This is a genomic window from Williamsia muralis, assembly GCF_002735905.1.
GTDB classification, from domain to species: Bacteria; Actinomycetota; Actinomycetes; order Mycobacteriales; family Mycobacteriaceae; genus Williamsia; species Williamsia muralis_A.
Genome location: NZ_PEBD01000008.1, coordinates 793,793 through 819,371, shown reverse-complemented (window position 1 = coordinate 819,371; position 25,579 = coordinate 793,793). Strand labels below are relative to the sequence as shown.

Genomic DNA, 25,579 nt, shown 5'->3' with positions numbered 1-25,579 from the left:
TCAGCGGGAGGAGTCGCGACGTTTCGGCCCCCGAGCCGCCGCGGCCCCGGGTCCGGGAACGGACGCCGGGGCCGACGGCAGGTCACCAGTCGCGCTAGATCTTCACCGCTTCTTCTGTACCCATGTAGGCACGCTCGATTCGTGCCGGCTCTGCCTTGAGCGCGGTCGCCGAGTCGTCGATGACGATGTTCCCGTGCACCAGCACGGCAGCCTTGTCCGCAACGTTCAGGGCCAGATGGACATGCTGCTCGACAAGGACGACCGACATTCCGCTGTCCGCGGCGAGACGTTTCAAGACCTCCAGAATCTCGCCCACGATCACCGGGGCGAGACCCATGCTGAGCTCGTCGATGAGCAGGACCTTCGGTTGCTGCACGATGGCACGGCCGATGGCGAGCATCTGCTGCTCGCCGCCGGACAGCCTGCCCGCGTCGACCTTGAGTCGCTTCTCCAGCGAGGGGAAGTACTCGATGACCTGGTCGACTGCCGCAGCGCGGCGACCGCGCCCGGGTACGGCCAGCCTCAAGTTCTGCACTGTCGACAGCTGCCGGAAGAGCGCGCGGTCGTCGGGCACCAGGACCATTCCGGCCCGCACAGCATCGCGGGGACGTCCACTGCCGACCGAGACGCCGTTTACCTCGACCGTTCCGCCGAACCGCGGGAGTATCCCAGCCAGGGCCAGGAGCAGCGTAGTCTTCCCGGCACCGTTCGGCCCGAGGAGGCAGCGGATCTCGCCGGGTTCGACGGTCAGGTCGATGTCCCGCACGCAGGGCCGTTGCTTGGTGTACCCGGTCGTCAGTTCGCGAGTGTGCAGTGCGCTCATGACAGGACCTCCTGAGTGCTGCTGGGCTGGCCGGGCGGGTGGAGTTCCGGGATGGCCTTGTGCTCGAGATCGACTGCACCGCCAGGCATCCCCAGGTAGGCACGGATGACTGCGTCGTTGTTGCGGATTTGCTCAGGGGTTCCGGTAGCGATGACTCTGCCCAGATCGAGCACGACAACCCGGTCGCAGATCGAGAGCACGAGGTCCATGTCGTGATCGACCATGAGGATCGAAGTGCCGGAGTCGCGGGCCATGCGCAGTCTCTCGCCGAGCCACTGGCTTTCGGTGGAATCCAACCCGGCTGCCGGTTCGTCCAGGAGTGCGACCACGGGTGAGGCCGCGAGTACGCGCGCCACCGACACGAGTTGCCGTCGGCCCTGCGACAGGGTCGCCACCTCCGCATCGGCCATCGCGTCGAGTCCGACCATCTCCAGTACCTGCGCGACACGCCGTTCCACTGGCATGTCCGAACGCGAGCGGCTCGCCCCCACCGTCACGTTCTCGGCCACCGACAGGTCGTCGTAGAGTTCGACGTCTTGGAAGCTACGGCCCAGTCCGGTACGGCTGCGGACGTGTGGACGCAGCGCGCTGATCACGCGACCGTCGAGCGTGACCGTACCGGTAGAAGGTGCAAAACCGGTGACCGCATCAATCACCGTCGTCTTGCCGGCACCGTTGGGTCCGATCAACCCGACGATCTCCCCTCGGTACACCCCGAATGACACATCCTCGGCAGCGACGACGGCTCCATAACGGACACCGATGCGGTCGACGGCCAGTAACGGGGTCGTGCGATCGATTGCCGGTGCAATGTGTGCAGCGCTGTCCACACCGGAATCGGATGGCGCTTGAGTAGAGGCGCGCCGTCGCATGGCGGGCAGCGTAGGCCACGGGATGTGCGGCAGTCTGCTCGCGATTCCGTCCGGGTTCGCCATCACGGAGACGATCAGCAGAATGCCACTGATGAGCGTGTAGTACTCCCCGAGATCCGCCGCACGGTCGAGGACGATGTAGAGCAGACCACCGGGCGCCATGATGCCGGCAAGTATTCCGCCGGTGATGGAGGTGATTCCGGCTATGTACATGACGGCGAACAGGCTGATACCCAGGAAGACCGTGAAGGACTCGGCGGTCGCAAGGGTCTGTTGGTAGCCGAGCAACGAACCGCCGAGGCCCGCGATGAATGCGCCAATTCCGAAGGCGGCCAGCTTGGTTCGCGACACATTGATGCCGGTGGCCGCGGCCGACCGCTCGTTCGCGCGGACGGCCAGCATGTCGGTTCCCAGGGTGCTGCGTCGGAGCCAGGCCACACCGAGTCCGACGACGACGAGCACAATCAGGCACAGGAGGCCGAACGCGAGGCGTGGATAGTTCTCGCCTGCGCCGATCCCGAGATCGATCCCGAAAATCCGCGGGATGTCGATGGGCGCGCCGGTGACCCCGCCGTTCAGCGAGGGATTCCGGAACCAGAACGCCTCCAGGAACACTGCGAGCGCGAGCGTCACGACGGTCAGGGGTAGGCCTCGGACACGCAGGGCGGGCAGACCGACGACGACACCGAGCACGGTGGCGACGACCGCTGCGATGATCGGGGCGAACGGGAACGGGATGCCTAGATGGGTGTTGAGGACCGAGAGGGAGTAGGCACCCACACCGGCGAGGGTCAGCTGGGCCAGCGACACCTGACCGGCGTAACCGGTCACGACTACCTGGGACAGCGCGACGACGGCAAAGATGATGCTGGTAATCACGGCCGCTCGGTAGCTGCCGGTGGTCACCATGAGGGCGATGATGGCGATCGCGATCGACACCAGCGCCGGGAGCAGGATTCGCTCCGGACGCGGCGCGCGGCCCAGGGCCTGGCGCACGACCGCACCGCGATCAGGTAGCGGCCTCCCCTTCACCACCAGGAAACCGAGGATGAGGATTAGCGGAATTGCTTCGGAGAGACCAGTTTTCGGGAGCCAATCGAATGTGTTCTGCAGGTTCGTCGCCTCGGACTGCAGTGCGCCGATCGCAATGCCGGCGATCACGGTGAGCCAGATGGACGAGAAGTTGCCGACGAGCGTCGCAGCGAGCGCAGGCACGATGAACATCGTGTAGGCGACCGGATTCAGCGAGACCAGCGGGGCGATGAGGATGCCGCCGAGACCCGCCAGCACCGAGGACAGCGCCCAGTTGCTGAACGCGATTTTGTCCGGCGACAACCCGGTCAGGTAGGCGCCCTTCTCCGATTCGGCCGCCGCCTCGGTCGCGACGCCGAACCGGGTGTACCGGAAGGCCAGGGTTGTGACGATCGCGAGACCGACGACGCAACCCGCGAGCCACAGGCGGTCGGTCGGCGCGACACTATCGCCGATCGGGATGGTCTTCATCGGGAAGATCGGTTCCACCAGCGGGATCTGGGTGCCGACGCGCTGTGCGATGACCGCCTGAAGGACGATCATCAGCCCGATCGACGCTACCGCCTTGGCCACGACCGAGGCATTGCGCATGGGTCGAAAGATCAGCGCGTAGCAGAGCACGCCGAGAACCGCTGCGATGACGAGCGCGATCGCCATGGCCGGGACCACCCCAAGCGGTCCACCGAGGTGAATCGACTTGGGGAGTCCCGGAATCGGGACCATCAGCTCCCCCGTCCTCAGCAAGACGTAGGTGTACGCGGTGTACAAGGCGACCGCGCCGGTCGCGAAGTTCACGACGCCGGAGCTCTTGAAGGTCATCACAAGCGCGAGCCCGATGGCCGCGTACACCGCGCCATTGCCGAGGCCGAGTACGAGATAGGAGAGATGGTCAGTCATGTCGTTTCCTTCTGTGCCGGAACGCTTACGCGGCCGGTTTCTGTCCGGCGGTCTTCAGGTCGACCGGGACACCCTGATCGTTGATCATTCCGTAGAGCATCTGGCTCGAGCACAGGGCCGGCATCTGCGGAAAGGCAGTCCCGTTGCAAGTGAAGGTGATTCCGCCGCCTGCGGGCATCTCGACGTTCTGGCTCGTCTTCAGCGCCTCGGCGATCGAGGCCGCGTTGACGTCACCCTGAATGTCGTTCGTCGCGCGCACCAGTCCGAGGACGACCTGGTAGCCCGAGGATCCGGGGCCAGTGATCGAGAGGTCAGGTGCGTACTGACCCATCACGCTGCGATAGAGAACCGAATCCGGATCGTCGGAGAGGTAGTCGGTCGCGGTGATACCGAGATTGCCCTTGACCGCGTCGATGCCGACGACGTTGGTGACATTAGGGTCAAGGCACGTCGGGATGAGGATCTTCTTCACTGTTGGGTTCTGGGTCTGGACCGACTTCAAAACCGCCGCGCAGGTGGCCGCGTCCGCCACCACACTGATTCCGTCCGGCTTCTCCGACAGACCCGCCGAGACCATCGGAGTCGGGTCCGGCACGCCCAGCGGGATCGGCACGACGTTCAGGTCGATATCCATCGCCTCGAAGATTGGACCGCCCATCTGACTGATCACGGCGCCGGTTCCGCCACCGTCGCTGGCGAAGATGGTGACCTTCTTCAGACCTTCACTTTTCGCGGCGGTCGCCGTCGTGGTGAGCGATCCGGGAAGCCCGGCTGACAGTGCCGAGACACCCGGCGAGGTCAGCTCTGCTGCGGAAACGGCGTTGAGTGTCACGTACGGGATCTTCGCGCCGGAGATGATGGGGACGATCACCTGCCCCATGGACGTACCGGACGAGAGCACTGCGGCGACACCCTGCTCGACAAGCTCGTTGGCGCACTTGGTGGCCGAGGTAGGCTCTTCTTGCTGCTTGCAGACGATCAGTTCGACCGAGTGCCCGGCCAGACCGCCGCCGTTCTCGTTGACGTACTGGACGGCCGCTTCCGCGCCCTGACGGTACTCGGGCAACGACACCGCGGCACCGCCCTCGGCGGAGATGAATCCAATCTTGACAGGCGGCCCGTCGGCCGGGTCGGCGGGCAGTGACGTCGTAGCTGCCGACGGCGCGCCGCTGCTCGAGGAATCATCACTGCCGCAAGCCGTCAGGGCGACGACGCTCACAAGGGCGAGCGCGCTCAGACCGGCCACGGCTCGCCGATGGCGAGTCAGTCCACCGAGTTTCATGCTGGTACTCCTTCACAGACTGCGAGGCGCGCGCGCCGGATAGGACATCCAACACATCGGCTCCCCCGCGTGATTCGCATCACCCTCCGGGTGCAAGCAATGAATTATGTGTCCACGCGGTACCGATGAGGAGACTGCAGTTCCCGGTGACCGGGAGATTCGTCGTGCGCTCCGGTGAGCACCTCCGACGACTCTCTGACCTGCAGCAAAATCTGCCCCGGTCCATGTGGACGGACCGGGGCTGTCGATGAGCCGAACGAACGACCTGCGGAGTCAGTGGTAGGGGGTGAACCCGCGGAACAGACGGATGTAGCCGAACATCCGCCGGATTGGTACCGATCGCGGCCAGTCCTCCGCACGGAAGTACGCGTCCGAGCCGCCGTCTACGAAAAGCACACTCCCGCATAGGAACCGCGCCGAGTCGGACAACATGAACAGCACCCAATCGGCGAGATGACCGGCGTCGCCGAATCCGCCGATCGGCACAGGGAAGCTCCGGATGGCCTTCGCCTCGGCTGGCGTCGCCAGCTGCTTCTCAAGCAGCGGAGTCAAGATCGCGCCGGGCGCCAATGCATTCAGCCGAATGCCGGCCCCCGCCCACTCACGGGTGATGGCCGTGCGGCGCACCCAATGGCTCACGGCGATCTTGGAACCGGCGTAGACGATCGTCGCGCCCTGTTTGCCGAAGACCCGCACCGATTTGCACACCTTGTCGATGTCGCGCTCTGCGAACGCCGCGAGGGTACGCGAGGGCACTGCGGGGACGGTCGTGGTCGAGTTGCTCGAGAACACCACGACCTTCGCCTCGTCTGCGGCGGCCAACGCGGACCGCCAGCCTTCGAGCAGTTCCACGACGCCGAGGTAGTTGACCTCGGCGATCAGACGGAGCCGCTCCTTGCCGGGCGTCGGACCCAGGCCCGCGGCGAGTACCACCCCGTCGAGCTTTCCTCCGGAAGCCTCGAGGACATCTCGGACCGCGGTTCGTCGTCCTTCCGCAGTCGACAGATCCGCGATCACGTCGGCGTCGAGGACATCCACCCCGATCACCGAGTTACCCTGCGCGCGAAGTTTTTCCGCGACGGCGCGACCCATGCCCGAAGCTGATCCGGTCACCACATAGCAACTCGCCGCTCGTTCTCTCACCGCTGTCCTCCTCTGCCTCGTCGGCGAAGGATCACGCCGCGCTGATATTTGACACATTATGACAAAAATGGTCAGCTCGGGATGTGTTCCCCGTCGACAACGCGCCAGGACCCCCCTCCGAGGTGGGCCGGCGCGGCCGCGGGCGACCCTCGGTGATCGACTCCGGAGCAGTCGCCGAGGCGGCATTCCGCCTGTGGCGGGAACGAGGGTTCGCCAATACGAGCTGGCGCGATCTGGCTGATGCCACCGGCGTCAGCGTCCGCACTCTGCTCCGCCACTTCCCCACCAAGGCCGACATCGCCTGGGTCGGCGTCGCCCAGGCCACCGTCCGACTACGCGACGCCCTGGACAAGACCTCGGACACCACCACGCTTGCCGATGCGATCCGAGCAGGTGTCGTGAGCTCGGTGTCACATCAACCTCGTGTGCAGCGCGCCAATCCCGCATGGTTGCGCCTGATCGCCGACGAGCCGGAGCTCATCGCGATGGCACCCCGCGCCTACCGGCCGTGGATCGACGAACTGGCCGCATTCATTAGTCGGCGCGTACCGCACGCACCACCCGCTGTCTGCCGTGCTCTCGCCTCCACGTATCAGGCAGCGGCGTTCGCGGCGCTCACGGAGTGGGCCGATTCAGGGACGCACGGAGATTCCGCGGACGCAGTCGATGCGATGCTCGGCTGGATCGACATCCGCATCCCGGACACCCCCACAGACACCTGAGTCCCTGGTTCCGCAGCGGCCGCATCAACCGACCCGATCCCCTCTCCCGATCTCAAGCCCCAGCCCACACGTTTAGAAGGAGACCCCGATGTCCGACATCACGCCGCCCGTTTCCACGACCACAGCCCCTGACCCCCTGGCACCAGCCCGCCTCGGCCCGGTGACCTTGCGGAACCGCGTCATCAAGTCCGCCACCTTCGAGGGCGTGACCCGCAACGCACTCGTGACCGACAAACTCATCGACTTTCACGTCGCGGTGGGCAGGGGCGGGGTCGGGATGACCACCGTCGCCTACCTTGCCGTCGCTCCGGAGGGACGCACGGAGCGCGACCAGATCTATTGGCGTCCCGAGGCGTTGCCCGGACTACTCCGCCTGACCGAGGCCGTCCATGCCACGGGGGCCAAGGCAGCGGCCCAGATCGGCCATGCCGGCCCGGTGGCAAACTCTCGGTCCAACGGGCTGCCGTCCATCGCGCCGTCGGCCCGGCCGAACCCATTGGCGCTGGGCTTCGACCGCGCCGCCACCGAGGACGACATCGCCCGGGTCATCGCCGCGCACGGTGATGCCGCCCGTCTCGCCAAGGACGTCGGCTTCGACGCCGTCGAGATCCACCTGGGCCACAACTATCTCGCGAGCTCCTTCCTCAGCCCGAACATCAACCGTCGCAAGGACTCATGGGGAGGGTCGCTGTCCAATCGCGCGGAATTCGCCCGCCGGATCGTCGCCGAGGTCGGCGAGGCGGCCGGCGGCGAGATCGCCATCATCGCCAAGATGAACATGGCCGACGGAGTTCCGGGCGGGCTGTGGCTCGACGAATCCCTACAGTTCGCCCGAATGCTGGAGTCGGACGGGCACCTCGACGCGATCGAACTGACCGGCGGGTCGTCGTTGTTGGACCCGATGTACCTGTTCCGGGGCGATGTGCCCACGCAAGCGATGGCCGACACCCAGAAGGGCTTCGTGAAACTCGGCATGAAGCTGTTCGGCGGTCTCGTCTTCAAAAAGTACCCCTACGCGCCGTTGTACTTCCGCGACTATGCGCGCCAGTTCCGCGAGACGCTGTCCATGCCCCTCGTGCTACTCGGCGGTGTCACCGACTACGACGGTATGACCACGGCGATGAATGACGGCTTCGAGTTCGTGGCCATGGCCCGCGCACTATTGCGCGAGCCGGACCTGATCAACCGCATCCAGAAAGATCTGACAACGACCTCGTTGTGCATCCACTGCAACCTGTGCGCGGCGAGCATCTTCACCGGTACAAGATGTCCGCTGGTGGCTGACGCTAAGGCGTGACGCCAACGAAAACCAGGCGTCGTTTCTGTGTAGCCTTTCGTGAGCCGTTTCACATCGACTGCACTCTGTGGCACAATTCCTAATAGAAATAGCCACGTCAGGGCTTTTGGGCCCATGAACAGGAGCGAGCGGCATGTCTATTCCGAACGAGGTCGTCGACGATTCTCCAACTGCGCCGAGCGCGATTCTCGATCGGCTGTCGCTAGTCCTCGACGCCTTCGACGGCCGGGACCGGTTGAGCCTCGCCGAGATCGTGCTGCGGACCGGGCTCCCGCGATCTTCGGCGCATCGGATGCTCGAGCGGCTCGTCGCCCTACGGTGGTTGAGCCGAGACGGCCGCAGCTACAGCCTCGGTATCCGGCTCGTCGAACTGGGTTCGCTGGCCGTTCACCAGGACCGTGTGCACGCCGCGTCGACCGAACACCTGCACCAGCTGTACCGAACGACGGGCATGGTGGTGCATCTGGCCGTCCTGGACGGTGACGACGTCGTCTACCTGGACAAAATCGGCGGTCGACTGGCAGCCCTCGTACCCACCCGCATCGGCGGCCGCCGGGACGCACGCCGTTCGGCGTTGGGACGGGCACTGCTCGCCTACTCCGGGCACCGGATTCCCGGCGCCGATCTGATCCTCGAGCATGGAATCGCTTTCGAGCGCAACGAATCCGTCGCCGGTTTCGGGTGTATCGCCTCGCCGATCGGACCGATCGGCGAGGCGACCACAGCGGTCTCGGTGTGTGGGCCCCTTCGTGACCTGGCTTTCGATTCGACGATGATCACCCCGGTGCGCCTGACCGCGGGTGCGATCTGGCGCAGCATGTGCGACGGTACCCGGGTCACCCCGACGCTGCAGCGGCGCAACCTGATGCGTTCATTGCCCACTGCGGCGCGAGTGCTCGCCGAGGGCTGATCCCCGTCGTCGCTCGCGGCCGCGTGGCGTGGGCGGTCAACCCGTGTGTGCGGGGTCGCTCGAATCGGTCGGGACGTCGCGCCAGACCCCGGGATTCCGCGGGACCGGTAGCCCGCGATGGTCGCGGTCGGCGGCCGATTCGAATCGCTCGGCGGCGGAGTCGATCTCGTCCAACAACTCTTGCGCGAGCTCGATCTCGGACTGGTAATAGCGCTGCGCCCACCGCAGGCTCATCTGGGAGAAGGCCCAGCCAGGCTCGGCCTCGGAGTGCTCGGCGTGCAGTGCAGCCCGCTCCGCCGTCTCGCGGAGGTTGGCGATGTGTTCCTGCACAACACGTTTGAGAACTTGAGGCGTCTGCAGATGCCCCATGTACAGACGTAACATCACGCCGTGTTTCAGTACGGGGATCTCCACGTCGGCTGAACGAGACCAGCTGCGCAGCGCGTCGAGACCGGTGTCGGTGATGCCGTAGACGCGCCGTCCCCGGACACCCTCGTCAGACACCTTCCGAGACACGACGAGCGACTGGTCCTCGAGCTTCTTCAGTTCGGCGTACACCTGGCTCACCGACGGGCTCCAGTAGAAGAAGCCGATACTCCAGTCCGCCCATTTCTTGAGATCATTGCCGGTCAGTTCCTCGCCGAACGACAACATGCCCAGCACAGCCCAGCTCGTCGCCGGCAGGTTCGGGTGGGTATCGTCGCTCACCAGCCGAGACTATCAACGGGCTACTCGCGGCCAGACGTGGTCTTTCCCGGCCATCGGGAGCGCATTCGTCCCGATCCGCTCACCTCCCGGCCACCGGGAGATAGACCAGTAGTTCGCTCCCCCGCCCGATACCGTGACCGTTCATGAGCGACCGAACCATCTTCGTTGTCGATCAGGTCGTCCTCAAACCCGGTGCGGCACGAGACTTCGTCGCCGCCTACCTCGATGAGTACGCACCAGCCGCCGCGCGTCGAGGCCTGATCCTGGACCGGATCATCGTCACCCCACCGGTCTGGCTCGACGACGCCAGCAACACCGTGACCGCGACATGGTCGGTACCGGGACCACGAGCCTGGTGGCAGACCATGGTTGCCGCCCGGCACGACCCCGCTCCCGCACAATGGTGGACCGACGTGGCGCCGATGATCGTCGAGCGCTCACGTTCCATGGCGGCCGATGTAGGCGACGTGGAAGGACTCTGCGATGTATGAGATCACCCGACTGATCCACCTGTCCGACCCCGGCGACCCACAGGCATTAGACGCGATCGTCGAGCGCGTGACCTCGGCCGCCTCGGCAACAGGTGCGCGCAGGACCCTTGTGTCTCCGACGCTGGCCGGAGTCCGCAACGGCGGAGACCTCGTCGTCCACCTACAGTTCGATTCCGAGGAGGAGTGGCGACGAGGCCGGACCGACTTCGACGAAGCAACCTCTGCGGGGTCGGTCGCTCGAGTCAACTCGGTCGAGTATCACGGTGCGAACACCCGCCTGCCCGGAGATTCGGGCCGGCGGGAGAACACCGGGCGGGAGGGGATCGTGTATCGCATACTGCTCCTGCGCGTGGACGAGACGGCCACGGACCAACTGATCAACGAGTTCGAACGTGCGCTCCTGCGCATGCCGCGGTACGTCACCTCGATACAGGCGTGGCAGCTCAGCCACGTGACCGAGGCGGGCGGTGACTCACGGTGGACGCACGTCTGGGAACAGGAGTTCGCCGACACCGACGGTCTGCTCGGCGAATACATGGACCACCCGATCCACTGGGCGTCGGTGGATGCATACTTCGACCCAGAGAACCCACGGTGCATCGTGAGAGACCGTGTCTGCCACAGTTTCTGCACCGCCGACGAACCTGTGGTGCCTACGGCTGAGCTGGCGGGTTCGGTGGATTCCGCGCGGTAGAACGTCGAGACGGGCAATCGCCCCGCGGGAATCCCTTGGGGCGCTTGCTGTCCGTCGCAGGCGGGCATCAGCGCGTCAGGAACGCGAGAACCGCTGACTCCCATGCCTTCTGCTGCTCGATCATGACCCAGTGGCCACAGTTGGGGAAGATGTGAACCTCGCCGAAGGGCAGGGTCCGCATCGGGATGATCGACATGTCCACGGGACTGACCCTGTCGTCACGACCCCAGGTGATCAGCGTGGGCACCTCCAGCCTGCGCAGGTTCGCCCATCCCGGGGTCGCGTCCGAGGCCCGCATCGCATCGGCCATTCGTTGCAGGGCTGCCGAACCGTACATCGCGCGCGAACTCGCCAGCGTCTCCGGGTCCGTCGCCTGCGCCCATCGCTCCTCGATCATCTCCTCGGTGATCAGCGAGCGGTCGTAGACCATCGAATTGAGCCAGGCGATCAACGATTCGCGGGTCGGGTTCTCGACGAACTCGCTGAGCCGGACGATGCCTTCGCCCGGTTGCGGACCGTACAGATTGGTCCCGGCGCCGCCGACGGTCACCAGCCGTTCGACGCGACACGGCGAGTTCAGCGCGAAGTCGGTGGCGATGAACCCACCCATCGAGTTGCCGATCATACGCACGCGGTCGAGGCCCATTCCGTCGAGGAAAGCAGTCACCGCGGTCTGCGCAGACATCATCGGATGAGGAGCACCGAAGCTGTCGCTGACCCCGAATCCCGGGAGCTCCAGCACGAACGTCCGGAAGTGCGCCGCGAGCGCAGATAGATTTCCGCGGAAGTTCCGCCAACCGGTGACTCCGGGGCCCGATCCGTGGAGGAGGACAAGGGGCGGGCCATCGCCGGCCTCGCGATACCGCAACACACCGTGCTCGGTGGGCAGTTCGAGGAGTTCGGGTGTGGTCGGGGAATTTGCGCTCTGGGCGTGTGGTGTTCGGGCACCTGGGGTTCGGATGTCTGCGTTGATCATCCTACGAGCGTGCCACCGTCATCCCGGAACGACAGACACCATTCCCGTTCAACGGCACACACCGGGAACGGAGCCTTCGCGGCCGATTCGAGGACTGCGCCGGCCTCAGTGCAACCGCGGAAGCTGTTCTGCCGTCGGCATTTCCAGCACGGACTCGGTCAGTTCGTGATCGGCGACGGCTTGATCGATCGTCCGACGCAACTGACCACACTGACGCGAGTGCGATCCGAAGGCGTCGGAATCCGCCAACGCGGCGATGAACGGGCATTCTCGCGCGTCGAAGGTCCATTCGACGGACGTGTGTGCCACGCTGAACTTCTCGACGCGCACAACTCGACCGCAACCCCTGCAATCCAACGACGTCATTGTCACGGTGTTCTCCCTTCTCCCCACTCAACCCGCCCGTGCCGCGGACAAGCGTCCATACTGGCCACGGAAGAACAGCAGCGGAGCCTGATCGGAGGCGTGCAGATGACGAACTCGTGCCACCACGATCGTGTGGTCGCCGGCCTCGTGTTCGTTCTCGATCTCCGCTTCGATCCAGGCCAGGGTCCCGGTCAGCACCGGCGCACCGGATGGCGACGGATCCCAGCCCAGGCCACGGAATTTCTCGGTCCCCCGCGCGGCCAACTGACGACAGATATGCTCCTGCGCCTCGGCGAGGATGTTGATGGTGAACCGCCCTGACGCGCGGACGAGAGGCCACGACGAACTCGTCTGCGCGACACAGAACGCGACCAGCGGCGGGTCCAACGACACTGAGGTGAACGAATTGGCGGCCAGACCGGTCGGTTCCCCGGTGTCCGGGTCCACACCGGTCACCGCGACCACACCGGTCGCGAAGTGGCCGAGCACCCGACGCATGAGCTGTCCGTCGACCTCCGGCAAACCGGCACCCCCGTCAGCGTCCGTGCGCGCCGCCCGATCCGGAACTGATGCCATCACGCCCATCTCCTCCCGTCGACACCGATGTGATGGACCATAGTTCTCGCGATCGTCATGCGCGTCCTGATTCCCGTTGGCCGGGACGGACATTCAGCCGCCGCGCTCCCGGGCCCGTCCCGCTGGTCAGGAACCCGTCTTGGCCCGGCCTCCGTTTCCTCGTAGTTTTACCGAAATCCTCCTCTATGGAGGACCGCCCCTGGTGCGCAGAACTCCTGTCCGCCAGGGGAACAGCAACCACAATGAGCAATCACGTAGTCGGGACCGAGAGGAAGCAATGGGAACGCTCGATGGCAAAGTAGCCTTCATCACCGGTGCCGCGCGGGGTCAGGGCCGCAGTCACGCGATCAAACTCGCGAGTGAGGGCGCCGACATCATCGCGCTCGACCTGTGCGCGCAGATCTCCACGGTCGAGTACGCAATGTCGACGCCGGACGACCTCGACATCACGATCAAGGAGGTCGAGGCGGCCGGCGGCAAGATCGTGGCATCGCAAGGCGATGTCCGTGATCCAGAAGCGGTGTCGTCAGCGCTCGCACGCGGCGAGGAGACCCTCGGTCGACGTGTCGACATCGTGCTCGCCAACGCGGGCATCATGCCTCTGGGCGTCAACGTGAACACCCACGAAGCCTTCCTGGACGTCATCGACGTCAATCTCAACGGTGTCCACAACACGGTCGACGCAGCGGTGCCCAGCCTCCTCGCCAACGAGGGCGGGTCGATTGTGATCACCAGCTCCAGCCAGGGCCTCAAAGGCACCGGCGGCATGGGTGGGGTGAACGCGGCCTATACCGCCGCCAAGCACGGCGTGGTCGGCCTGATGCGCAACTACGCCAACTGGCTGGGCCCGCAGAACATCCGGGTGAACACCATCCACCCCACGGGCGTGGCCACCCCGATGATCCAGAATCCGATCATCGAACAGTTCTACAGCGATCCGAACGCCGACTTCGACGCGGTCCGCAACATCATGCCGGTGCCGTTCATCGATCCGATCGACGTCTCCAACGCAATCGCTTTTCTGGTCAGCGACGCCGGCAAGTACATCACCGGTGTGACATTCCCCGTCGACGCGGGCTTCAACGCTCGCTAACACTCTGAACACGAGAACGGCCCCGATGACTGGTCATCGGGGCCGTTCTCGCTGTTCAGTTGTCAGTGATAACTTTCGCAGGCTCCGGTAAACGCCCGGCGGCCGTGAGTGCGGCGATGTACCCGTAGACGAGCCCCTGACCGATCGTCGCGCCGGCGCCGGGATAGGTGGAGCCGAATGCGTTGGCGGCGGAATTGCCGATGGCGTACAGACCGTCGATCACCGAGCCGTCCTCTCGGAGAACACGTGCTCGGTCGTCGGCACGCAAACCACCACAGGTTCCCAGATCGCTCAGCACAACCCGGACCGCGTAGAGCGAATCGCGATGCAGGGCACGCAAATTAGGGTTCGGCGTGACGGTCGGATCGCCGTAGTAGCGGTCGTACGCACTCGCACCCCTGCCGAAGGCATGGTCGACACCCACATCGGCAGCGGCGTTGAACGAGTTGAAGGTGTCGACGAACCGGGACTCATCGACCCCCATCCGCACCGCGAGGTCGCGCGGATTTTCGGCCGCCACCGCGATGCCCTCGTCATACCACTTCTGGGGCAACGGTTGCCGGGGGAAGAGACCGCCCGCCATGACGTAGCTGTTCCGGTATTTCTGATCGAAGACGAGCCACATCTCCCCGACCGGGTCACCGGCGCGTTCACGCTCTAGCACGCGTTGGCCGAAGCTCATGTAGTCGACGGCTTCGTTGATGAACCGGCGACCCGAGGCGTCGATGATGAGCGAACCCGGCAACGACCGCTCGGCGAGCAGGACCGACGGCGACCCGCCCGGGACCGCCGCCACCGCGGGAAACCACCACGCCTGGTCCATCGACGCGAGTCCGGCTCCGAGCTCCTGGCCAATCTTGATCGCGTCGCCGGTGTTCGTCGTGGCACCAAAGCTGACCCCGTCGATCAACTGATCGGACTGGAACTTGTGACGCATCTCCATGTCGTGATCGAATCCGCCGGCGGCCAAGACCACACCTTGACGAGCGTGCACGACCGTCTCGACGCCGTTGCGGGACACCACCGCACCCGTCACCCGACCCTGATCGGAGAGCAGCCGCAGCAACGGCGAATCGGTCCACACCGGAATCCCAGCACGCACGACTCCGGCGAACAGGCCCGCGGCCAGAGCTTGACCGCCGGCCACATACTCCTTCCTGAGAGCAAGTCCGCCGACCCCGATGGACAGCGCTTTCACAGCACGCCACAACGCCTTACGCGGCACGCTGGTCAACAGATTGAGCCACTTGTAATCCGCACCGGTGACGGGCATGGGTAGCGACGCCTCCATCAGACCCGGACGCAAACGCGCGCGTTCGGGTCCGAGCTGAGCCGCATTGAACGGCTTGCACTCACAGGTCCGACCGACCGCGGAGCCGCCCGGCAACTCCGGGTGATAGTCCGAGTAGCCCGTTGCCCACATGAACTTCATCGGTGTCGTGCGCGAGAGCATTTCGACCGTCGCCGAACCATGGTCGAGGAAAGCCGCGCCTCGCTCGCGTGGCGCGGTGTCTCCGACGACCGAGTCCAGATAGGTCGCCGCAACCTCGGTCGTGTCTTCGGGTTGTTCGCGCGAGAGTACCGGGTTGCCGGGAATCCAGAACGCGCCGCCGGAGCGGGCGGTCGAACCACCCACGTACTCCGACTTCTCGACGACCAGGCTGCTCAGACCCATCTCGTGCGCGGCAAGTGCGGCGGCCATACCGGTGCCGGCACCGATGACCAGCAGGTCAACGGTGTGTGCGGAGGGTGCGCTCATCGGACCGCTTCCGCTGCGGCGACGGCGGCGGCCACGAACGTCATGTCCGCGGGGTTGGGTTCGCGCATCATGGTCCAGTAGTCGACGAGGCGCCACGGGCACGGAACGATGGCCCGTCCACTGCTGTTGCGGTAGTAGCTGTTGACCGGCCCACCGGTGTGGACCCAGACCGTCTCGTCGAGGGCCTTGTCGACCTCCGCGTTGTAGTCGTCGAGCACGTCCTGCCGCACATCCATGGAGGCGTAGCCGTGTTCTAGGAGGTACTGCAGGCACTCCACCACGTAGTGGACTTGTTCTTCGCTCGTGATGTTGTGTCCCGCACCGTGGTTCGGTGCCGAGTTCGGGCCAGAGGTCACGAACAGGTTCGGGAAGCCAGTCACCTGAACGCCCTTGTACGCGCGCGGGTCCTCGCCGCCCTTCCACACGTCGGCCAGCTTCTTACCGTGTCGCCCGACGATGTCGATCTTCGTCGTGAAATCGAGCGTGAAACCGGTGGCCAGGACGATCACGTCGGCCGGGATGAACTCGCCCGTAGTGGTGTGCACCCCCTCGGGGGTCACCCGCTCGAACGAGGCGCGGTGCAGCGAAACATGGTCCCGTGTCAGTGCGGCGTAGAAACCGGGATCCTTGACGATCCGTTTGGCGTAGGGCCGGAAGTCCGGTGTCAGCTTCTCGATGAGATCGGGACGATCCGGGAAGCTGTCCTGCAGGTACTTCTGGGCGTTCTTCAAAACCATGTCGTTCTCCACGGATGCGGAGAAGTGGGTCGCTGCCCACTCGGGGTCGACCCGCGGCAGTCGGTAGAGGTTGTCCGAGGCGAACCAGTAGGAGCGCAGACGGAACCACTGGTTGTAGAACGGGAGGTGTTCCAGCGCCCAGCGCTGTCCGGCGGGCACGTCGTGGACGACGGTACGCTCCGGGACGATCCAGTGCGGGGTGCGGACGACCACGTCGAGGGCCGACACCCTGTCGACGATGCTGGCGACGACCTGCACCGACGTGCAACCGGTGCCGAGCACGATGACGCGCTTGCCGGTGACATTCAGGCCCGCGTCCCACTCGGCGGTGTGAATGACGCGTCCACCGAAGGTGTCGAGACCGGGAACGGCGGGGACGTTGGCCGTGTTCAGCATTCCCAGCGCCGAGATGACTGCCTTCGCCCGGTGATGCTCCATGAGACCGGCGCGGTCGCGGGTCACGACCTCCCAGATCTGGTCCTCCTCGGACCACGTCATCGACTGGACCCAGGTCTTCAGCCGGATGTGCTCGCGTAGCCGGTGCTTCTCGACCACGTCGAGCAGATATTGCTGGTACTCCGGTCCGGTCGGGTAGTACCGGGACCAGTTCGCATTCAGCTCGAAGGAGTACGAGTAGTAGTGGCTCGGTGTGTCGACTGCGGCGCCAGGATAGGTGTTGCGTGTCCAGGTGCCACCGATCTCGTCACGGGATTCGAAGACCGTGTAGGAGAAGCCCGCCTCACCCAACTTGATCGCGGCGTTGATACCGGTGATCCCGGCACCGACGACGATCACCTCGAAGTCGGTCGGCGGCGTCACGGTCACCGGCACGTGCCGCTCGTCGGTGACGAACCCTGCCTGTTCGCGCAGGAGGGGGATGAACTCCTCGTCGACCTCCTGGGAGGTGGCCACTCGGGCCATCGCGGCGAACAGGTCGGGCGCGGGCACATCGAGCTGCGTCGCGAGATCGGGGCCGGTGAGTATTTCGTGGGCCCGGGCCCGAATGTCGTCGGCCACGTCCTGTGGATACTGACCGGCCGGCAGGGCGTTCGGCGACGGTGTCCCGTAATGCGTTCCGGGACGGGAGTACTCGAGTCGCGAGCCGAACTCGCCGAGAAGGTTGGTATCGCCGGTCAGGTGCACGAGTGACATGAGCAACGGCGCGGGGTCACACTCCGCGAGCACGTCACGAAGCGCATCCGGATCGATTCGGGACCCGTCGGGTTCGATTCCGTCGAGTGACATTCCGGCGGAGGTGGTCTCGGTCATGGTTTGCCTTCCGGGAGAGGCACACCCATTCGGGTGAGCATGTCTCGTGGGTCTGGGGGTGGGAGTAGGTCGAGGAGCTGGCGACCACGACGCTGCGCCGCAGCCGTGCACATCTCGTCGTCGGAGTGAATCCAGAATTCGCCCTTGGCGATCTGCTCAATCATGTGCTCGGCGGCATCGAGCGGGTCGAGGCCCTTGGTCTCGTTGTCTCGCTGCATGGCGTCGAACACCGCGTTGGCGGTGGGGTTGTCGGTCGGCGCCTCCCGCTGGGCAGCGAGGAAGATCTGACTGCGGACCGAGTGCGGGATGATCGCGCTGACCTGGATCGGAGCGCCGACGATCGAGAGATCCTGGTGAAGACACTCGGTCATCGCGAGTACCGCATGCTTGCTGACGATGTAGGGGCCCTGCACCGCAACCGCATTCAGCCCGCCGACCGAAGACATGTTCGCGATGCACGCCGGTGATCCCGCCGCGATCATCCGCGGCACAAAGGATCGGAGGCAATAGAACACCCCGTCGACGTTGATCTGCATGAGACGTCGCCACCGTGCATCGTCGATCTCCCAGAGCAGACCCGCCGATTCGATTCCCGCGTTGTTGATCAACAGTTCGACGCTGCCGTGCCGGTCGAACACCGACTCGGTCAGCGCCTCGACCTCGTCGGGGCGGCCGACGTCGACGCCCTGCCCTTCGGCCCGCCCCCCTCCCGAGGAGATGTCGGCCGCGACCGCGGCAGCGCGGTCGGCGTCGATGTCGGCGACCACGACCGTCATTCCGAGAGATGCCAGCCGGCGCGCAAGTCCCTCCCCGATGCCCGCGGCCGCGCCGGTGACCACCGCCGTACCGGTCGAGAACCGCTGTTGTGCAACAGCACCCATCGTTGTGCTCACTCCTTTTGTCAGAGCCCGGCGGGGCGGATGTTGGGATTGCTCCACGACGGCGGCTCCCGGCGCGGCAACTCGTCGCGCCCGTCCAGCGTTCGGACCACAGTCTCGGTCGCCCACGGGTAGTGGAGGCTGAACGCGATCAACCCGGTTCGTTCCGCTGCAGGTGCCGTACACATCTCCAGTACCGTTTGGGCGAGGTACTCGACGGGCTCGGTTTCGTAACCCTCGGGCAGCAGTGCCGCCGCACCGGGCGTCCGGATGGCGGTCGACGGACCGACCGCGTTGACCGCGATGTTGTCGTCGAGCAGTTCCGCGGCGAGCCCCTGGGTGAACCGGTGCTGCGCCGCCTTCGTCGCCGCGTATATGACGTCGCCGGAGGTTTTGTTGTACTCGCGGAAAGGTCGAATCGGGCTCATCCCGGTGGACGACCCGATGTTGACGATCCAGCCGGCGCCGTTCTTCCGCATGAGCGGGATCACTCTCTGCGAGAGCAGGAAAGGGACTTTCAGGTAGTGCTCGACGGTGCGGTCGAAAGTCTTCTCGCTCATGCCCTCGACGCTGCTGTAGTCGGCGAACCCCGCATTGTTCACCAGGATGTCGATGCCGCCGGCCGCCTCTGATGCGGCATCAACGAGGCGCTCACGGTCAACCGGGTTTTCCAGGTCGGCCGGGATCGCGATGGCGGTGCCGCCCGCTTCCTCGATCGCCTGGACGGTTTCGGCCAGTGACCCCGCGAGCACGTGATTCTCACCGTTGCGCACCGACGTCGACGGCTTCGTCGACCGCGCTGTGACTACCACCGTCGCACCCTCCGACGCCAGCCGGCGAGCGATCCCGCGGCCGATGCCGCGACTGCTGCCGGTGACCAGGGCGACCTTGCCGGCCAACCGTCGGCCCGCCAACTCTTGTGTCATGACCACCTCTACGCACTCTCTGTGTTCGACTTCACATCTCGCCCTATGCTCGGCCTGCCGTCCCGGCTGCGGGCCATACCGGTCCACTCAATGGGAGGGCGGATTCACTCTGTCGACGCGAGGACGTCGCGCATCATCTGCCAGACCTTCTCTCGCGCAGGGGGTGTCAGGGACAACTGTGGAAAGGTCAAGAATCCGTGGAACAATCCGCTGAAGCGGTGCTCGATGACCGGGACACCGGCCTCGCGTAGGCGGCGCGCGTAGTCTTCACCGGCCGAGCACGGCGGGTCGAGTTCGGCGGTCGCCACCACCGCCGCCGGTAGCCCGGCGAGCGACGCCGCGCGCGTGGGAATGATCCGGGCGCTGTCACGCCCATTCGGCGCGTACTGATTCCAGTACCATTGCATCGCCTTCGTGCTGTTGTAGTAACCGACTCCGTAGCGCCGATACGACTCGGTCTCGAGGTCGTCGTCGATGACCGGGTAGAGCAGGACCTGGGCGACGATGGCCGGGCCGCCACGGTCGCGCGCGGCGATGCTCGCGGTAGCGGCGAGGTTGCCGCCGGCGCTGTCGCCGGCGACAGCGATCCGGGCGGGGTCGCCCCCGTAGCCGGCGATGTTCTCGGCCGTCCAACAGATGGCCCGGTACATGTCCTCCATCGCCGCCGGCGCGGGATTCTCCGGCGCCAGCCGGTAATCGACAGACACCACGACGGCGCCGACCTCGGCCGCCATCGTCCGGCAGAACTCGTCATGACTGTCGAGATCGCAGAACACGAAGCCGCCGCCGTGCGCGAACACCACAACCGGATGGGCATCACCTTCACGATCGTCGGAATGACCGTGCGGTACGTACATTCGCAATCGGAGACGGCCACCATCGGGCCCGTCGATCTCGAGGTCACGGGTGACCGCCATGTCGGGTTGGCGTGACAAGGGTGCCCGCCGGGACACGATGATCGCACGCAGTTCGGCGGGATCATGCTCGGTCACGTCCGGGAACCCGGCCTCCAGCGCCGACAACATTGCCTCGACGTCGGGGTGTAGGTCAGTCCTGCGTTCAGACATGCTGCGAAACCTCGCTTCTCACGAGATCACGAAGCCCTTGTAGCCGGCCTCCGCGACTTCGGCGCAGATCTTCCCGTAGTTCCCGAATCCACCGATATAGGGCATGAACACGCGGGGCTTGCCCTTGATGTTCGCGCCCATGTACCACGAGTTCGCGGTGGGGAAGAGCGTCCCGGCAGCTTTGGCGTTGCACTCGGCGACCCAGCTGTCGACGGCTTCTTTCTCCGCCTCGATCGTCGCCGCGTTGTGTCCGTCGACATGGGCGATACACGCTGCTATCCAGTCAATGTGTTGCTCGGCGCCGAGCACCATGTTGGCCAGCACACTCGGACTTCCGGCACCGGTCACCAAGAACATGTTCGGGAAACCGTTGACGGCGAGCCCGAGGTAGGTGCGCGGGCCGGCCGACCACTCCTCGACCATCGTCCGCCCGGCCCGTCCACGAATGTCGATGCGCGACAACGAACCGGTCATTGCGTCGAATCCGGTGGCGTAGACGAGCATGTCGAGCGGGTACTCCTGCTCGGTCGTGCGCACCCCACCGGCGGTGATCTCGTCGATCGGGGTCGCACGCAGGTTCACCAGGGTCACGTTGTCGCGATTGAAGGTCTCGAAGTAGCCGCTGTCGGTGACGATCCGCTTGGTTCCGATGGGGTGGTCGGTGGGGATGAGCAGGTCGGCAATGGCCGGATCCTCCACGATCTCCCGGATCTTCGCCTCGACGTACTCACGGGCGGTGTCGTTGGCTTCCCGGCTGATCGTCTGGTCGGGGAACGCCTTGGCGAACAGGTATCCGCCGCGGTGCCACCACTCGTCGTAGACGCGCTTGCGTTCGGTCTCGTCGACCTCCATCGCGCCTTTCGGACATGGGGCGTTCGGCGTACCGCCGCCGCTCTCCCGCGAGAGACGCCTGCGCTCCGCATAATTCGCCTTGACCTCGGCGATCATGTCGTCGCTCAGAGGCCGATTGCCGGCCGGGATCGAATAGTTCGGGCTGCGCTGGAAGACAACCACCTGCTTCGCCGTCTCGGCGATCACCGGGATCGACTGGATGCCCGACGACCCGGTGCCGATGACACCGACGCGTTTGCCGGTGAAAACGACTTCGTGGTGCGGCCATTCGCCGGTGTGGTAGTTCTCCCCTTCGAAGAGGTCTCGTCCTGGGATGTCGGGCCGGTTGGTCGCCGACAAGACCCCGGTCGCCATGACGACGAAGCGCGCCTTCGTGATCTCACCGGTGTCGGTGGAAATCGTCCACCGGGCGGTGTCCTCGTCGTAGACAGTCGAGGTCACCCGGGTCAGGAAGTCGTAGTGCTTGCGCAGATCGAACCGGTCCGCGACGTGTTCGAGGTACGCCAGGATCTCGGATTGTGTGGCGAATCGTTCCGACCAGGTCCACTCCTGCTGCAGGTCATCGTCGAAAGAGTACGAATAGTCGATGCTTTCGACGTCGCACCGCGCACCCGGATAGCGATTGTGATACCACGTCCCGCCCACACCCTCGGCGGACTCGAACCCGTGGACGCCTAGGCCCTGTGCGCGAAGCTTGTACACCGCGTAAAGACCAGAGAGTCCCGCGCCGATGACCACCACATCGTGATCGAAGTCCCTGATCGTCACGATGCCACTTCCTCGTCCTGGGCCGCCCTGCGCGCCGCCGCTTTCGCCTCGCGCGCCCACATCCACTCATGCCCCCAGTAGCTGTCGGCGGTAATTTCTTCTGCGGTGTAGTAACTTTCGTCGACCAGCTTGCCGCCGGTGCCGTATTCGATGTCCCAGCCACCTGGAACGCGGACGTAGAACGACACCATCTTGTCGTTGGTGTGCCGGCCGAGCGTCGAAGACACCGGGAAGTCGCGCGACATCACCTGGTCGTAGGCGCGGCCAACGGCGTCGAGTTCGTCCACCTCCACCATGACGTGGATCAGACCCGGGTCGCGGCCCTCGAGGCTCGGCATTATCGCGAGGCTGTGATGCCGCTGATTGATGCCGAGGAAGCGAATCCGCAGGGGGCCGGCCCCGGGAGGCGACGACATCCGGAAGGAGCCGCGCGGCAGGAATCCCAGAGTCTCGGTGTAGAAGCGGTAAGACTCGTCGAAGTTCGTGGTCGGCATCACCACGTGCCCCAGACCCTGCTGACCCGTGACGAACTTCTGACCGTATTTCGTGATCACCGGGCTGTGATCGAGAGCCGGCCCGTGGAACATCTCCAGCGGCGTGCCGCCCGGATCCTTCAGCGAGATACCGGCTTCGATCCTGCGGGCGTCACAGAGGTCTTGCGACATCGGCGCGTACTCGATGCCCTCCGCGTCGAGCGTGGACATCAACCGCCGAAGGGAGAGATTGTCACGGACCTCCCAACCCACCGCGCTGACACGGTTGACATCAGCGCGCTCGACGGTAATCCGCGACGGCCGCTCGTCCATCCGGAAGTGCAACGCGTCCTTCTCAGGACCAGAGCCGGGCGCGAAACCCAGTACGTCGTATCCCAATTCCCGCCAGCGGTCGATGTCGGTGGCGAACACCCGCACGTACCCAAGGCCTTTGATCTCAGTCATAACGTTCTGTCCTCGACTCGTCCGGCTCAGATCAATACTCGAAGCGGTCCGGCAGGGACCTCGACTCCGAGCGACGACAACGCCGATGCGTGATACGTCGTGCTGGTCACATGAATCGCATGGTGCAGACCAGCGTGGGCGTCGCGCCAGAAACGCTGTAGCGGATTGTCCATCCGAAGAGCGTTCCCGCCGGATCGATCGAACACGTCATCGGCGGCCCGCACGGCACGCCATGCCGAACGAACCTGGTTGCGTCGCACCGCTGCCCGGGTCTCGAAGTCGACATCCCTCCCGGAATCGACGAGGTTCCAGACCCGGTCGACGTTGCTCAACAGCTGTTGCCGGGCCGCATCGATCTCCGCGGCGGCTTCACCCAATGCGTGCAATACGTAAGGGTCGTCCTTGATCTTGGTACCGTTGGCGTTCACTCGCGCGCGCTGGTAGTCGATCCCGGCGGCGAGGACACCCTCGCAGATACCGATTGTCGCCGAGGTGATTCCGAGTGGGAACATCGTCGACCACGGCATCTTGTACAGGGTCTCGGTGACGCCGTACTCCTTGGCCGCGGTACCGTCGATGACCTCCTGGGACCTCATCACCCGGTAGTCCGGGATGAAGGCATCGGTAACCACGATGTCCTTGCTGCCGGTCCCGCGCAGGCCGACCACGTCCCACGAGTCGTCGACGATCTCGTAGTCCGACCGCGGCAGGATGACGTGCAGTCCGGTTGGCGGCATCAAGGGCTTGCCGTCGTCACCACCCACCATGGCCCCCAGGAAGATCCAGTCACAATGGTCGGTTCCCGACGAGAACTGCCACCGGCCGGTCATGCGGTACCCGCCCTCGACCGGGATCGCGACGCCACCAGGCATGTACGGCGACGCCTGCCAGGTGTCGGAGTCGCTGCCGAGCACCTCGTCCTGGACCTTAGGGTCGGCGAAGGCCAGCTGCCAGGGGTGCACCCCGACGATGCCGCCAACCCAGCCGGCCGAACCGTAGATGCTCGCCGTCTTCATGACGGTCTCGGAGAACTCCCGCGGGTGGGCTTCGTACCCGTCGTACTTCTTGCGCTGCAGGAGGCGGATGATCCCGGACCGCTTCAGCCCTTTGGCGACGTCATCGGACAGGCGTCCGAGTTTCTCTGATTCCTCAGCGCCGGAGCGCAATTCGTCGGCGCTCTCGACGATCTTGTCGAGGACTTCGTAGCTCATGTTGTTTCTCCTGGTATGTGTCAGGTCGGCCGCGCGGGCGGTCAGGATGCCGAGTCGGCCGAGGCGGATGTCAGGTTCGGCGCGAATGCACTTCGACCGGCCGCGAGGTTGTCATCGACCTCCGCCTGCCACGACTGCAGCGCTCGCTCGGTGTCGATCTCGTACTCGAAGCGGTTGACCATCTCCGGGGTCACATCGTCGACGTCGACGTAGAACTGCTCGTACCAGCGACGGAGCTGGTATACCGGCCCGTCCTCCTCGCAAAGCAGCGGGTTGTCGATGCGCGACTTGTTCTTCCAGATGTGCACGTCCTGCTCGAAGCCGATGGCGACACCCTTGGCCACCGCCTGGGCGATCTGCTCGGCCTGTTCGTCCGCGAGTCCGGCAGGCTTCTCAACGATGACTCCGTACTGGAGTCGGAACGAGGTCGCCGAGATCGGGTAGTGGCAGTTGATGAGATAGATGTTCGGGCCACTCTCGTGGTCGCGGCCACCGCTCCACAGTTTGTCGATCATGTAGGACGGCCCGTAATAGGTGGCGTCCGACTGACTCTCGGTGCTGTAGTTGGTGCTCTGACTGACGCCTGCCGCGTCCGGCCGGGGCCGTGTGCGCATCGATTGTGTCGCCGTGTGCCCCTCGAACACGTTCCGGAAGTACGTCGGCATCCCGTAGTGGACATAGAAGAAATGGGCCATGTCCACGACGTTGTCGACGATTTCACGGCAGTGTGACCCGTTGACCTCGATCGAATTCCAGACCCAGTCGGTCCACCCCGATTCGCCGTAGGTCGGGATCTCGGGGATCGCGAACTCGGCCGGCGGCTTCTTGTTCTGCGGGTCGTGCCAGACGAACAACTGTCCGCTGACCTCGGAGGTGTGCCACGACCGGGTCCGGGCAATCGGTGGGACGCGCTTCGCGTATGGGATGGCCGCGCACTTGCCGTCGCCGCGCCACCTCCAGTCGTGGAAGGGACAGGCAATGGTGTTGCCCTTGATCGTGCCTTGCGCGAGGTTGCCGCCCATGTGCCGGCAGAACGCATCGAGGACGTTGATCTTGCCGTCCTCGCCTGCGAACACCACGAGTTCGGTGCCGAACGCGGAGATCTGATGGGGCTGGCCGTCTGCAAAATCGCGCACCAACCCGAGGCAGTGCCAGCCGCGCGCAAATCGCTCCGGCGGCGCTCCGGCGTCGATGACCCTGACCTCGTCTTTGGTGTCGGTGGTGGAACTCACTGGGCCTCCTGATCGGATTCTGGCGACGTTCGTCGCTGCATCGCGGTGTGATCAGCTTGG

At 65.2% G+C, this 25,579-nt stretch carries 23 protein-coding genes; 6 read left to right on the top strand and 17 right to left on the bottom strand.

Features of this window, described 5'->3' with window-relative positions; genetic code table 11:
* Window positions 1-94: 94 nt before the first annotated feature.
* From CSW57_RS12905 to CSW57_RS12890, 4 genes are all read right to left on the bottom strand, one after another.
* On the bottom strand, window positions 95-823 hold the full coding sequence (locus tag CSW57_RS12905) for an ABC transporter ATP-binding protein (protein ID WP_099383090.1): 729 nt from the start codon (window positions 821-823) through the stop codon (window positions 95-97).
* Complete coding sequence (locus tag CSW57_RS12900; protein WP_099383089.1) at window positions 820-3,624, bottom strand: branched-chain amino acid ABC transporter permease/ATP-binding protein; 2,805 nt, start codon at window positions 3,622-3,624, stop codon at window positions 820-822. Before CSW57_RS12900 ends, CSW57_RS12905 begins: the two co-directional genes overlap by 4 nt.
* A 25-nt stretch (window positions 3,625-3,649) precedes the next feature.
* The gene (locus CSW57_RS12895) at window positions 3,650-4,906 is read right to left on the bottom strand and encodes an ABC transporter substrate-binding protein (protein ID WP_099383088.1); all 1,257 of its coding nucleotides are present in this window, start codon (window positions 4,904-4,906) and stop codon (window positions 3,650-3,652) included.
* A gap of 273 nt (window positions 4,907-5,179) precedes the next feature.
* Window positions 5,180-6,049, bottom strand: coding sequence for an SDR family oxidoreductase (locus CSW57_RS12890; RefSeq protein WP_223249225.1), 870 nt, complete (start codon window positions 6,047-6,049; stop codon window positions 5,180-5,182).
* A gap of 152 nt (window positions 6,050-6,201) precedes the next feature.
* On the opposite strand from CSW57_RS12890, the gene CSW57_RS12885 reads away from it, so the two are divergent.
* The 3 genes from CSW57_RS12885 to CSW57_RS12875 all read left to right on the top strand — a co-directional run bounded on the left by CSW57_RS12885 (window position 6,202) and on the right by CSW57_RS12875 (window position 8,978).
* Window positions 6,202-6,771, top strand: a complete 570-nt coding sequence (locus CSW57_RS12885) for a TetR/AcrR family transcriptional regulator (protein ID WP_223249224.1) — start codon at window positions 6,202-6,204, stop codon at window positions 6,769-6,771.
* Window positions 6,772-6,859: 88 nt separating this feature from the next.
* Entirely contained in the window at window positions 6,860-8,068 is a 1,209-nt protein-coding gene (locus tag CSW57_RS12880; protein ID WP_099383086.1) for an NADH:flavin oxidoreductase, read from the top strand.
* Between the two features lie 133 nt (window positions 8,069-8,201).
* On the top strand, window positions 8,202-8,978 hold the full coding sequence (locus CSW57_RS12875) for an IclR family transcriptional regulator (protein ID WP_099383085.1): 777 nt from the start codon (window positions 8,202-8,204) through the stop codon (window positions 8,976-8,978).
* 36 nt (window positions 8,979-9,014) lie between these two features.
* Here CSW57_RS12875 and CSW57_RS12870 read toward each other — a convergent pair whose 3' ends face one another.
* The gene (locus tag CSW57_RS12870) at window positions 9,015-9,632 is read right to left on the bottom strand and encodes a PadR family transcriptional regulator (RefSeq protein ID WP_099383379.1); all 618 of its coding nucleotides are present in this window, start codon (window positions 9,630-9,632) and stop codon (window positions 9,015-9,017) included.
* A 197-nt stretch (window positions 9,633-9,829) separates the two neighbouring features.
* Here CSW57_RS12870 and CSW57_RS12865 point away from each other — a divergent pair, with 197 nt between their 5' ends.
* Window positions 9,830-10,177 (top strand): hypothetical protein, encoded by a 348-nt coding sequence (locus tag CSW57_RS12865; protein WP_099383084.1) that lies wholly within the window; start codon window positions 9,830-9,832, stop codon window positions 10,175-10,177.
* The gene (locus CSW57_RS12860; protein ID WP_099383083.1) at window positions 10,170-10,871 is read left to right on the top strand and encodes a Dabb family protein; all 702 of its coding nucleotides are present in this window, start codon (window positions 10,170-10,172) and stop codon (window positions 10,869-10,871) included. Before CSW57_RS12865 ends, CSW57_RS12860 begins: the two co-directional genes overlap by 8 nt.
* Window positions 10,872-10,938: 67 nt before the next feature.
* On the opposite strand, the gene CSW57_RS12855 is transcribed toward CSW57_RS12860, so the two are convergent.
* From CSW57_RS12855 to CSW57_RS12845, 3 genes are all read right to left on the bottom strand, one after another.
* Window positions 10,939-11,847 carry an alpha/beta fold hydrolase gene (locus CSW57_RS12855; RefSeq protein WP_099383082.1) on the bottom strand — a complete coding sequence of 303 codons (909 nt, stop codon included), beginning with the start codon at window positions 11,845-11,847 and terminating at the stop codon, window positions 10,939-10,941.
* A gap of 105 nt (window positions 11,848-11,952) precedes the next feature.
* Window positions 11,953-12,156, bottom strand: a complete 204-nt coding sequence (locus CSW57_RS12850) for a hypothetical protein (RefSeq protein ID WP_223249223.1) — start codon at window positions 12,154-12,156, stop codon at window positions 11,953-11,955.
* 84 nt (window positions 12,157-12,240) lie between these two features.
* Complete coding sequence (locus tag CSW57_RS12845) at window positions 12,241-12,789, bottom strand: flavin reductase family protein (RefSeq protein WP_099383378.1); 549 nt, start codon at window positions 12,787-12,789, stop codon at window positions 12,241-12,243.
* A 277-nt stretch (window positions 12,790-13,066) separates the two neighbouring features.
* Here CSW57_RS12845 and CSW57_RS12840 point away from each other — a divergent pair, with 277 nt between their 5' ends.
* A complete protein-coding gene (locus CSW57_RS12840) occupies window positions 13,067-13,882 on the top strand; it encodes a mycofactocin-coupled SDR family oxidoreductase (RefSeq protein ID WP_099383080.1) in 816 nt (271 codons plus the stop codon).
* A gap of 55 nt (window positions 13,883-13,937) precedes the next feature.
* On the opposite strand, the gene CSW57_RS12835 is transcribed toward CSW57_RS12840, so the two are convergent.
* The 9 genes from CSW57_RS12835 to CSW57_RS12795 all read right to left on the bottom strand — a co-directional run bounded on the left by CSW57_RS12835 (window position 13,938) and on the right by CSW57_RS12795 (window position 25,519).
* Window positions 13,938-15,641, bottom strand: a complete 1,704-nt coding sequence (locus CSW57_RS12835) for a 3-ketosteroid-delta-1-dehydrogenase (protein WP_099383079.1) — start codon at window positions 15,639-15,641, stop codon at window positions 13,938-13,940.
* Complete coding sequence (locus CSW57_RS12830; protein WP_099383078.1) at window positions 15,638-17,647, bottom strand: flavin-containing monooxygenase; 2,010 nt, start codon at window positions 17,645-17,647, stop codon at window positions 15,638-15,640. Before CSW57_RS12830 ends, CSW57_RS12835 begins: the two co-directional genes overlap by 4 nt.
* Window positions 17,644-18,528: an SDR family NAD(P)-dependent oxidoreductase gene (locus tag CSW57_RS12825; RefSeq protein ID WP_099383077.1), complete on the bottom strand. Its 885-nt coding sequence runs from the start codon at window positions 18,526-18,528 to the stop codon at window positions 17,644-17,646. Before CSW57_RS12825 ends, CSW57_RS12830 begins: the two co-directional genes overlap by 4 nt.
* A 20-nt stretch (window positions 18,529-18,548) precedes the next feature.
* Window positions 18,549-19,451, bottom strand: a complete 903-nt coding sequence (locus CSW57_RS12820) for an SDR family NAD(P)-dependent oxidoreductase (protein ID WP_099383377.1) — start codon at window positions 19,449-19,451, stop codon at window positions 18,549-18,551.
* 104 nt (window positions 19,452-19,555) lie between these two features.
* A complete protein-coding gene (locus CSW57_RS12815; protein ID WP_099383076.1) occupies window positions 19,556-20,518 on the bottom strand; it encodes an alpha/beta hydrolase in 963 nt (320 codons plus the stop codon).
* Window positions 20,519-20,536: 18 nt separating this feature from the next.
* Window positions 20,537-22,138, bottom strand: a complete 1,602-nt coding sequence (locus CSW57_RS12810; protein WP_099383376.1) for a flavin-containing monooxygenase — start codon at window positions 22,136-22,138, stop codon at window positions 20,537-20,539.
* Window positions 22,135-23,076, bottom strand: coding sequence for a VOC family protein (locus CSW57_RS12805; RefSeq protein WP_099383075.1), 942 nt, complete (start codon window positions 23,074-23,076; stop codon window positions 22,135-22,137). Before CSW57_RS12805 ends, CSW57_RS12810 begins: the two co-directional genes overlap by 4 nt.
* Window positions 23,077-23,102: 26 nt before the next feature.
* Window positions 23,103-24,287: an acyl-CoA dehydrogenase family protein gene (locus tag CSW57_RS12800; protein ID WP_099383074.1), complete on the bottom strand. Its 1,185-nt coding sequence runs from the start codon at window positions 24,285-24,287 to the stop codon at window positions 23,103-23,105.
* Window positions 24,288-24,328: 41 nt separating this feature from the next.
* The gene (locus tag CSW57_RS12795) at window positions 24,329-25,519 is read right to left on the bottom strand and encodes a Rieske 2Fe-2S domain-containing protein (RefSeq protein WP_099383073.1); all 1,191 of its coding nucleotides are present in this window, start codon (window positions 25,517-25,519) and stop codon (window positions 24,329-24,331) included.
* Between the last annotated feature and the right edge of the window lie 60 nt (window positions 25,520-25,579).